We start from the raw sequence: 9,094 nt of genomic DNA, 5'->3' as shown, positions 1-9,094 counted from the left end.
TATTCAATGTATGCTTCATGGTATAATTCCGAATAATATTCTAATTTTACAGGCACATACTGCATTAACATTTTAATTCTATCCTAATCAGCAAAATATCTATGCGAATTCTATCTATATCTCTCGTTACATTATTATTTTTAAGTAGCTTCACTATTCAAGCCCAAGATAGTATCCAATCTAAGGCTGATTCTCTAGCACAAACGTATATTATCACCGATGGCCACATTGACTTACCCTTTCGGCTTAAGGTTTCAGGGTTCAGACTAAAGAAAGAATACATCAAAGATATTGAAAGTGAAACGCAGGGTGACTTTGACTACCCTAAAGCGGTGGCGGGAGGATTAGATGCGCCCTTTATGTCAATCTATATTCCAGCTAGTTATCAGGAAACCGGAGGTGCTAAAGAATTTGCCGACTCTCTTATTAATCTGGTACAAAACATCCAGCAGGAGTTCCCCGAAAAATTTGCTTTGGCAAACTCTCCTCAAGAGATAGAAGAGAATTTTAAAAATGGCTTAATCTCTCTGCCCATGGGAATGGAAAACGGCGCTCCTATTGGTGACTCAATAGAAAATATACAGTACTTTTTTGACCGAGGTATTCGTTACGTGACTCTGACTCACAGTAAGGTCAATCTGATTAGTGACTCTTCTTACGATACTGTCCGCGTGTGGAATGGTCTTAGTCCCTTCGGTGAGGAAGTCGTTAAAGAAATGAATCGGGTTGGAATTATGGTGGATGTATCGCACATTTCTGATAGTGCTTTCTATGATGTAATGAAGATTGCCCAAGCCCCAGTGATTGCCTCTCACTCGTCAGCCCGAAAGTTTGTTCCCGGATTTGAACGCAACATGGACGATAATATGATCAGACTAATGGGGAAAAACAACGGAGTAATTGCAATCAACTTTGGCTCTGGGTTTATTGATGCCGACTCGCGTGAAAAGTCCAGTGAAATGCGCGCCCATCTTACTGAATGGATGAATGAGCGAAATTTAACATTTAGTGATAGTGCTACCAGAGCCTACGCCAGCGAATACATGGCAAACAATCCGGCCTACTCTACCGTTCAAAAGGTGGCTGATCATATTGATCATGTGGTGCAATTGGCGGGAATTGATCACGTAGGTTTTGGGTCTGATTTTGACGGTGTAGGTGATACCTTGCCTACCGGACTGAAAGATGCTTCTGATTACCCTAACCTCATTGCCGAACTACTAAAGAGAGGATATTCTGACGAAGATATTGAGAAAATTTGCTACAAAAATATGTTCCGGGTTTGGAACGACGTTCAGGGCGTGGCCCAAACGCTTACCCGCGAAGGGAATAATAGTACTAGCGGCGGCCGTTAGCTTAAATTACTCCCTGGTTTTCGCGCAGGAGAATAATCAAGAACCAGAACCGGATAATCGCCCAACTTACCCCCATCAGGTTCGAGGAAATATTGGGTTTAGTACTTCGGGAATTCTATCGAATATAGTTAGTTACTTTCAGGTTATTGATGGTGTGCATGTGAGTAAGAACCCCGTTCTCTCGAGCACTTACCTATTTCAGCCAACCCGGCGAGTAGCGATTGGTGGCACTATTGCTCATCAGAATTTTTCAGTAACGTATTCAGATCCTGATAATGGAAATGCGCGAAGGTACGGGCTCTCAGCTAGAAGATTCTACCTCGGTGCAGTTGGTTTGATTTATATTGTAGACAAGCCACGATTCCGGATGTACAGCGGGGGGCGGGTTGGCTACTCTAACTGGAATGTTGATTCTGAGGTGGGTTTTCCCTCCGAAATTATTGATCGCGTTATAAATTTCGCTTTAGGTGGAGCGTTTGCCCCTCAATTAATTGTACTGGGTGGAGAGTCCTACGTGACTGAGCATGTGGGTATACAGGGTGAATTTTCTATTGGTGCCCCTCACCTACTGAGCTTCGGGGTTAGTTACCGTTGGTGATTTCCCCGGTGTAATTTTCTGAATAGCACTTTCTAAGCGATTCAACTGTTCTTTGTACTGTTCAAGGTTTTTTTCTAGTTGCGTTACTTGGTTTTGTAATGAAGCATTTTGCTGATTTAGCGAGTCTAGTGTAGACTGCTGATCTTTTGTAGCCTCTATCAATACCGGAATAAGCCCTTGATAAACCACGCCTTTGTAGCCATCGGAACGCTCTTTTACTAGTTCAGGATAAATTTTCTCTACCTCTTGAGCAATTAATCCAATCTGGTTTCCTGCACCCATCTCGGCATCTTTCCACTGATAATTATACGCCTGTAGTTGATAAATTTTCTGAGGGGAATACGCTAGTTCAGTTATATTTTCTTTTAAGCGAAGATCACTGGGTGAAGGGCCAGCAGCCACTGCGGTTACCCTACCTTGAGCGTCAACAGTCATAGACTGAATAACATCGGTACCACCTCCAAAAGAGCCATTTGCCCCAACGAGCGATAAGCGAGCATCAGGAATGGTACCTGCTGTTAGATTATCAGCATTCAATGCCGCAATTCCACTTCCGTCCGTGGCCGTAACACTGGTAAAGTTTCCGGTAGAGGGAGTAGTGCTTCCAATAGCAGTATTGTCAATTGTTCCACCGTTTACATCAATAGTAGCCAATGAGTTAAGCGTTAGATTTCCAAAAGCATTGATGCTGGCATCTCCAGTGAGAGTACCAATGGTAGGTACACCCGCATTTCCAAATATGATTTGACCAGTATTTAGTGCCTCTAATTTACTAACCGTAATGGCTGCACCTGAATTGATATCACCATTGGTGATAGCCCCATCAGCTATTTTCGCAGCATTTACTGATCCATCCGCCAAATCGTCTAGAATAATGGTTCCGTCAAGAATCTGACTGGACTGAACTGCATTTAGAGCAATTTTATCGGTAGTTACAGCTTGAATAGCCAAATCAGCTGAAGCAACAGATCCATCAGCAATTTCAGCAGTCCCTACTGCATCCGCGATAATCTGAGTGGTTCCAGTTCCATCGAGTGAAATATCTCCCATGACATCTACCGAAACCAAGGTGGTACCATTGCCTACTAGTAACCTCCCATTGCCAGAGGCATCTAGCTTAAACAGTGTAGTTCCGTTTCCCACTAAAATGTTACCAATATCCGAAACATCCACTGGTTCTGCTTCGCCATCATTATTTCCAATATAGATTTCACCAAGCGCTAAATCTTCGCGTACAAATGTTTCTGCTGATCGAGAGGTTATTTGTCCGGTGTTATCAGTAACTAATACCTGATTAGCCGAAGGTTGAAACCAGCGGGGAGCGTTACTATTGCTAGTAATCATCACCGAATTTCTCCCTGAGGTAGGGTCTGCTAATCCTGATAGCTTTTCTACTCCTAAGGTATTGTTGGCGACTTTACTCCCAACCACCATCAAATCAGCTAAATTGACAGTTTGAACTACTTCTTCAGCTAGCTCAGGATTAGGATACATTCCTTGAAGAACTCCACCGGCCGTAGTGTTAATCGTTATGTCGTCGGTTGAATCGGTATCACCGGTATTGACGATTTGGTTTTGACTATCAATCGCCACGCCGTCACCAGCTGCAAGCACTCGGTTAACATCTCCACTCCAAACAGGAATCCAGTCTGCTTCCGACCAATAGTAAAAGCGATTTTCCGTTAGGTCAAATACCAATAAACCATTGTCTGGAGCAGATAGATTTGCGGTAAATTGCTCATCTGTTCTCTGTTCAGTATTCATGCTTGGAATAAGCACCCCTTGGTTATTACTGGGTGCCACAATGTGTAGCGCGGCATTAGCGTTGGGAGATGTAGTGCCCACTCCTACCGATTGGGCTAAAATCTGCTGACAAAAAAAAGGAAAGACCAGCAGTAGTACGGCTTGCTTCAAGAATATCATTATTAGGTCTGGTAGATTATACTTATCAATTTATGTCAATTATCTGGTAAAATAGCGAATTACCCTCAGTGATCTCATTTTTGTACACTCGGATTGGTTTATAAGGCTCAAGTGTATTCAATGGGCGCCCGTTTAGTTGGGCGAGTTCTTCCCAAGTCATTAGAGTGCTTTCTAGCAGTTGAGAAAGATCGACATTCGGTCTTAAAATCTTGGTAGTTGCTTTATAAGAGAATGGTGTTTGTAGCCCAAAAATTTCGAATTCAACTCTCCTGTTTAGTTGCTGACTAACGTAGGCATTGGTAGAAGTATAGGAAGTAGACACTCCGTTAGCATTAATGGCTAAAGCCGAACGGTCTACTCCTAAGTTAATTAGGTAGTCAAATGCAGCCTCCCCTCTTTTTCTACTTAATAATACGTTATAAACATCGTTACCCAAACTGTCAGTAAAGGCGTTAATTTCAATTGAAGCCTCGGGATTAGTTTGGTAAAACGTAGCCAAAGCATCTAACACTTTAATTGACTCAGGGCGTAATTTGTGCTGGTTAAAATCAAAATAGACTGGTTCGAATGTTTGAGAAAAGGCAGATTCTGGCTCAGTTTGGAGTGACAGATTACTCACATCAATCGTATCCTGCGATTCGGCAGAAGCTAACGAAATAGAGTATTCGCTATTAGCCGGAAGGTTCACGAATCTGAATTCACCGGCATCATTGGTTGTGGAAGTCTTGAGGAGTTCTCCATTATTACCGCGTAGTTCAATAACTTGTTCGGCGAATGGTTGCCGGGTTGTGGTAATTGAAACCTGCCCGGTTACAATACTGATGAGCTCGGCTTCCGAAGAATCCGTAGAGAAGCTAGTTAACGTTAAAGTGCTGTCAGCGTCTGGACTAACTATTGTACTTACTACCTCTACGTTTTGAGCAACTGCTTCTTCATTCTGTTTTTGCTGATACTGCTTCATCTGAATATCGCTTACATCTGAATTTAGAATAAAGCGAGTAGCTCCGGAGCTAAGTCTCTTCTGTTGGGCGGCATTCACCCAAATCCAATCATTTAGTTCTAAATTCAAATAGTCAACTCGGCGAATTCTGTTGGTTGATATGGTAGTCAACAAATCACCCTTCGGGTCACTGGGCAAACTGGGGATTTCAAGCAGAAACTGAAACCAGGGTTGGTCTTTTGTTTTTTTAAACCGATAAATATCAAAATTGCCATTACGATTAGATGCTAGGTAACCCAATTGCTGACCTAGCACTAAATAGCTATCATCAGCCGATGAGTTGATTGGCAGTGGCAAACGACCTCGCGCCCTTTTGTTGGCCGAAGAGAAATCAGAAATAACGTATAAATCCATACCGCCAAAACCACGCCGATTATCCGATGAAAAATACAGTTGATCTTCCTGACTATGATAGTAAGGCGTAACTTCATCGGAGGTAGAATTTACCAAACTATCTAAGCAAACTGGCGATAACCACTGATTTTCGCTCGTCCGAATACTCATCCAAATATCAGAGCCCCCTTGCCCCCCAGCTCGATTGGATGTAAAAAATAAAGTATCGCCTGAAGCAGATACACTTGGATGTTTACTTTCGGTATTCTCTTGATTTATACTTTCGGGCAACGAGGCTGGCTTAGACCATTCTAATCCATTAGAAGCGACAAAGTATATCTTACAGGGCTGGTCATTAGCACAGTAAGTGAAGTAAAACTCTTTTCGAGACTCTACATAACAGCCTGCCCCCTCGCTAGATTTGGTGTTGACTGCACTAACAAAGGTACTAGTATCTATAAATTGATTCCCTTGCCGGCGGTATGAAAAAAAGTTAGCGTTATTTTCCCCAAAGCGATAAGAAATCTTCTGTTTTCCGGCGAAACGAGTACTGGTCAGTATCAATACCGAATCACCATTCATTATTATAGGGGCATAGTCGTAGTTTTGAGAATTTACAGTTGAGTCAAGTGATGAAACGACAATACTTTCTATATTTCTACTGGTCAGATCTATCTCCTGACAGCTCAGTTTTAGTTGCTTAGCTTCTAAATGTAAATTCCGAGCCTCCAGTTGAGAAGAAACTAGCAGACTATCCAACCATCGGTAAGCTTCGTTACATCGACCAATATTCTTTAACATTAACGATTGGTAGTAGGCTACCTTAGCAGAAAAATCACTGGATGAATTTTGAGCATACTGATACCACTTGGCAGCTTTAGCGTAATTAAACTGATAACGCTCACTATGAGCCAACTTAATAGCTAATTCATGATTGCTACTATCGCGCTTAAGTGCTAACTGATAAAACTGGGCTGCCCGAAAATATTGTTCAGCCAAAAAATATTGATCTCCGCTCCGCTCAGGATTTTGAACCATGCTGCTTTGCCCCAAACTAACTAGAGAAATTGTAGTAAAGCTAAATAGAAAAAACAGCCAATAATGAATAGTTCGTGCGCGAAGAAAACAAAACATGTCAGTATAAAGGCGTAGATTGAGATTTAGGAGCATTGTTGCTGAACCACTGGTACTGCAAAGATAACTCCAAAGCATACTGGTTAGACACTCCTCTTCGGGCAGTAGCCAGATTAGCATCGTACGATAAAGCTGCTTGCCATTTTCGCCCGCCCATTCCCAATAGAAATACTAAGCTAGACTCATCTCGGTACCAAGTTCCGGCGGTCAATTGTATGGCTGAGGGCACTGGGTTTGATGGGGTGCTATACTGTGTGTGGTACGTTACCGAAGCACCTGCCTGATAAGTGAACCACTGTTCGTACCAGAGGGTCAGCACATCGGGAGCGAGCGTCCACCGATCATTCATCCAGAATTCTCCACCCATCAGGGCTGAATACCCCATATCCAGCGCGTTTTGAGAAGCTGAGAAAAAATTATAGGTAGGCTCATTAATATTTTGTAGTGAAAAACCTGCGTATAAGCGAATGGGAGAAGCTTCAGACAACGAATTACGGGTAGCGTCGTACGACCAGAACAAGCCAGAGTTAATACTTAAAGCACCTAATTGATTTTCAGTATTCTCAAGAGGTAGGCTAGTACCTGAGAAACCATTGTACCGCAGTTGAGAAGGCCAATAGAGTTGAGAGTAGTCCACCCGAATTTGCCTATAGCCCGCCTGTAATCCTAAACTTAACCACTGGGTACCCTGACGATTTAGATAAATATTGTATGCAGCAGAAATTTGGGCAATGGTTGTTCGGAACTCGCTATTTTCTCCTGCTACATCTTGTAGCACATTCAGACCAAAGCCTCCGGTTGGCATCTCCCGTGAGCTAGTTAAAAAAACTGGTAGCGATAATGAAGCGTGCCCGGTAAGAAAAGAGACGACTCCAAACTGCTGTATTCGAGAAGTAATTCGTAGTACGGGATGCGGGATAGCCCCTACGCTAGCCGGATTAATATATGCTGGTGCATTCTGATACTGCGAGAACCGAATCTCTTGGGCGAACCCGCTTATGGCAAAAAGCGAAAGTCCTATCAGAACAATATGGTTTCGGCAGTACTGCATATCAACGAAAAAGAGTGATAGAACCTGTCTTTTCTACAGCACGTCCGGTATCGTAGTTACCCCGCAGCACATAAGGGTAGAGTCCCCCAGGTAGCGGTTGGTTAGTACTCGCGTCCAATCCACTCCAACCCGAATTTGAAGCTAATTGCAAATCATTGGTTTGATAAACAATTTGCCCCCAACGGTTAAAAATGGTAAACGAAAACCCGACGGCTTGTAGATTAGCCGAATAGATTTTCACACTGCGATTAGTAAGATTGGGAGCGATTGGTGAAAAAGCAGAAGGTACTTCTACCGAATTTTCCAGTACGTATTCCGAAGTAAATCCTAGGGCTACTACTGCCCTACTCGCTACCGCCTCACTCGTTATCAGACCGCCATTGCTATCTCCTTCTCGATCACGCTGACCCAAATTAGTAAAGAGCCCATCAGAACTTTCTGACTCAACAACTACCGCAGCAGTAATATCCTCGAATCTATCAGCAATAGTTACTGGCAAAGTTACTACCGAACCTTCGTAGCTTCCTTCTAGGTTAGTGACAGTCCAGTAATTGCTAACTGTTTTGGTTTCTAACCTTTCGCCCTCAACCTCTAATTGTTGGTTGCTAAACGGAGTAACTTCAGTTAGAGGATCTATTCCGGAAACATCTTCTAAAATGACTGGCAAGAAAGCATCATTAGTGCCAATGGGAAGGAAATGGTAACCTGTTCCATGAAACTGAACAGCCCCTTGGATATAAGAATTTTCACTGGCATTTTCCACCCGAAGACCTTGATTTAGCTGTACTATATTCGGAGCAGTAGCAATTACAAAACCACTAACTAAATTGAGTGTATCGTTGATCGTTACATTGCCATTTACTGTTTTTGAACCACCGCCACTAATCTCTAGAGAACCTAAAACTTGACTGTTGTGCTGAACAGTTTGATCGGAAGACCCAGTAAGTCGTAACCAACCATCACCAGTGTAACTCTGCTGATTATCCCAATCACCATTTAGCTGAACACTACCATCGTTAAGCAGCATACCTTCATTAACAACTGAACTGGGTGTATACAGCACCGCATTGTTAGTTAGTGATAACACCTGGTTGCCGCTAACATAGATAGTTTGAGCTAGAAGGAAGTAGGAACTACCTAGAAAAATACCGCCCAAAAAAAAACATCGTAACAACATAGGTAGGCTGTGATTGCGCAGATTCAAAGCCTCAAAATAAGAATAATCCTACTGCATAGAAACGCTTTGCCTTAATAATATCCAAAAAATATACGATATACGCAGCTTATTGCAACATATGGTAGTCCGTTATGCTTTTTCTTGGATTTGCTCCTGAATCTTTTTCAAATCAATTGTACTACAGGCACCACAACCTTTGGCGCAACCCTGATCCGCTTTAAAGTGACGGTACACTAAACGAGCTAAGTAGGCTATTGCTACTGTAAAAAGTAAAATGATTAATAGCTGCTGCATATCAGGACATTAATTGATAAACCAAGAACGCGGCACCGTAGGCCATAATTGTCATATACGTAAATTGCAGTAGCGGCCACCGCCAACTGCGGGTTTCTTGTTTTACGATGGCTAACGTACTCATGCATTGCATGGCAAAAGCATAAAAAACCAGTAGTGAGAAGGCTACTGCCGGAGTAAAGCGGGGACCGCCGGTTTCAGGATTTATCTCGTTACGCAAACGGCTTTT

At 42.7% G+C, this 9,094-nt stretch carries 7 protein-coding genes and 1 pseudogene; 2 read left to right on the top strand and 6 right to left on the bottom strand.

The features are described 5' to 3' along the window. Window positions 1-101: 101 nt before the first annotated feature. Both WBA23_RS08905 and WBA23_RS08900 read left to right on the top strand, forming a co-directional pair. Window positions 102-1,355, top strand: a complete 1,254-nt coding sequence (locus WBA23_RS08905) for a dipeptidase (protein WP_424581922.1) — start codon at window positions 102-104, stop codon at window positions 1,353-1,355. Beyond that, complete coding sequence (locus WBA23_RS08900; protein WP_424581923.1) at window positions 1,249-1,953, top strand: hypothetical protein; 705 nt, start codon at window positions 1,249-1,251, stop codon at window positions 1,951-1,953. Before WBA23_RS08905 ends, WBA23_RS08900 begins: the two co-directional genes overlap by 107 nt. Here the strand turns inward: WBA23_RS08900 and WBA23_RS08895 are convergent. The 6 genes and pseudogenes from WBA23_RS08895 to WBA23_RS08870 form a co-directional block, all read right to left on the bottom strand. Further along, a complete protein-coding gene (locus WBA23_RS08895; RefSeq protein ID WP_424581921.1) occupies window positions 1,921-3,867 on the bottom strand; it encodes a tail fiber domain-containing protein in 1,947 nt (648 codons plus the stop codon). The genes WBA23_RS08900 and WBA23_RS08895 overlap by 33 nt on opposite strands. A 34-nt stretch (window positions 3,868-3,901) precedes the next feature. Further along, the gene (locus tag WBA23_RS08890; RefSeq protein ID WP_424581920.1) at window positions 3,902-6,247 is read right to left on the bottom strand and encodes an OmpA family protein; all 2,346 of its coding nucleotides are present in this window, start codon (window positions 6,245-6,247) and stop codon (window positions 3,902-3,904) included. A gap of 97 nt (window positions 6,248-6,344) precedes the next feature. Next, window positions 6,345-7,394 (bottom strand): PorP/SprF family type IX secretion system membrane protein, encoded by a 1,050-nt coding sequence (locus WBA23_RS08885; RefSeq protein WP_424581919.1) that lies wholly within the window; start codon window positions 7,392-7,394, stop codon window positions 6,345-6,347. Window position 7,395: 1 nt separating this feature from the next. Further along, on the bottom strand, window positions 7,396-8,571 hold the full coding sequence (locus tag WBA23_RS08880; protein WP_424581918.1) for a gliding motility-associated C-terminal domain-containing protein: 1,176 nt from the start codon (window positions 8,569-8,571) through the stop codon (window positions 7,396-7,398). Window positions 8,572-8,700: 129 nt separating this feature from the next. Then, entirely contained in the window at window positions 8,701-8,865 is a 165-nt protein-coding gene (locus WBA23_RS08875) for a hypothetical protein (RefSeq protein WP_424581917.1), read from the bottom strand. Window position 8,866: 1 nt separating this feature from the next. Continuing rightward, window positions 8,867-9,094, bottom strand: a pseudogene (locus WBA23_RS08870) (ferrous iron transporter B); the annotation flags it as partial.

The sequence above is a fragment of the Tunicatimonas sp. genome, assembly GCF_049647865.1.
In the GTDB taxonomy this organism is placed as follows: domain Bacteria; phylum Bacteroidota; class Bacteroidia; order Cytophagales; family Cyclobacteriaceae; genus Tunicatimonas.
The sequence above is the reverse complement of the archived record's forward strand: the minus strand, read 5'-3'. Positions and strand labels throughout refer to the sequence as shown.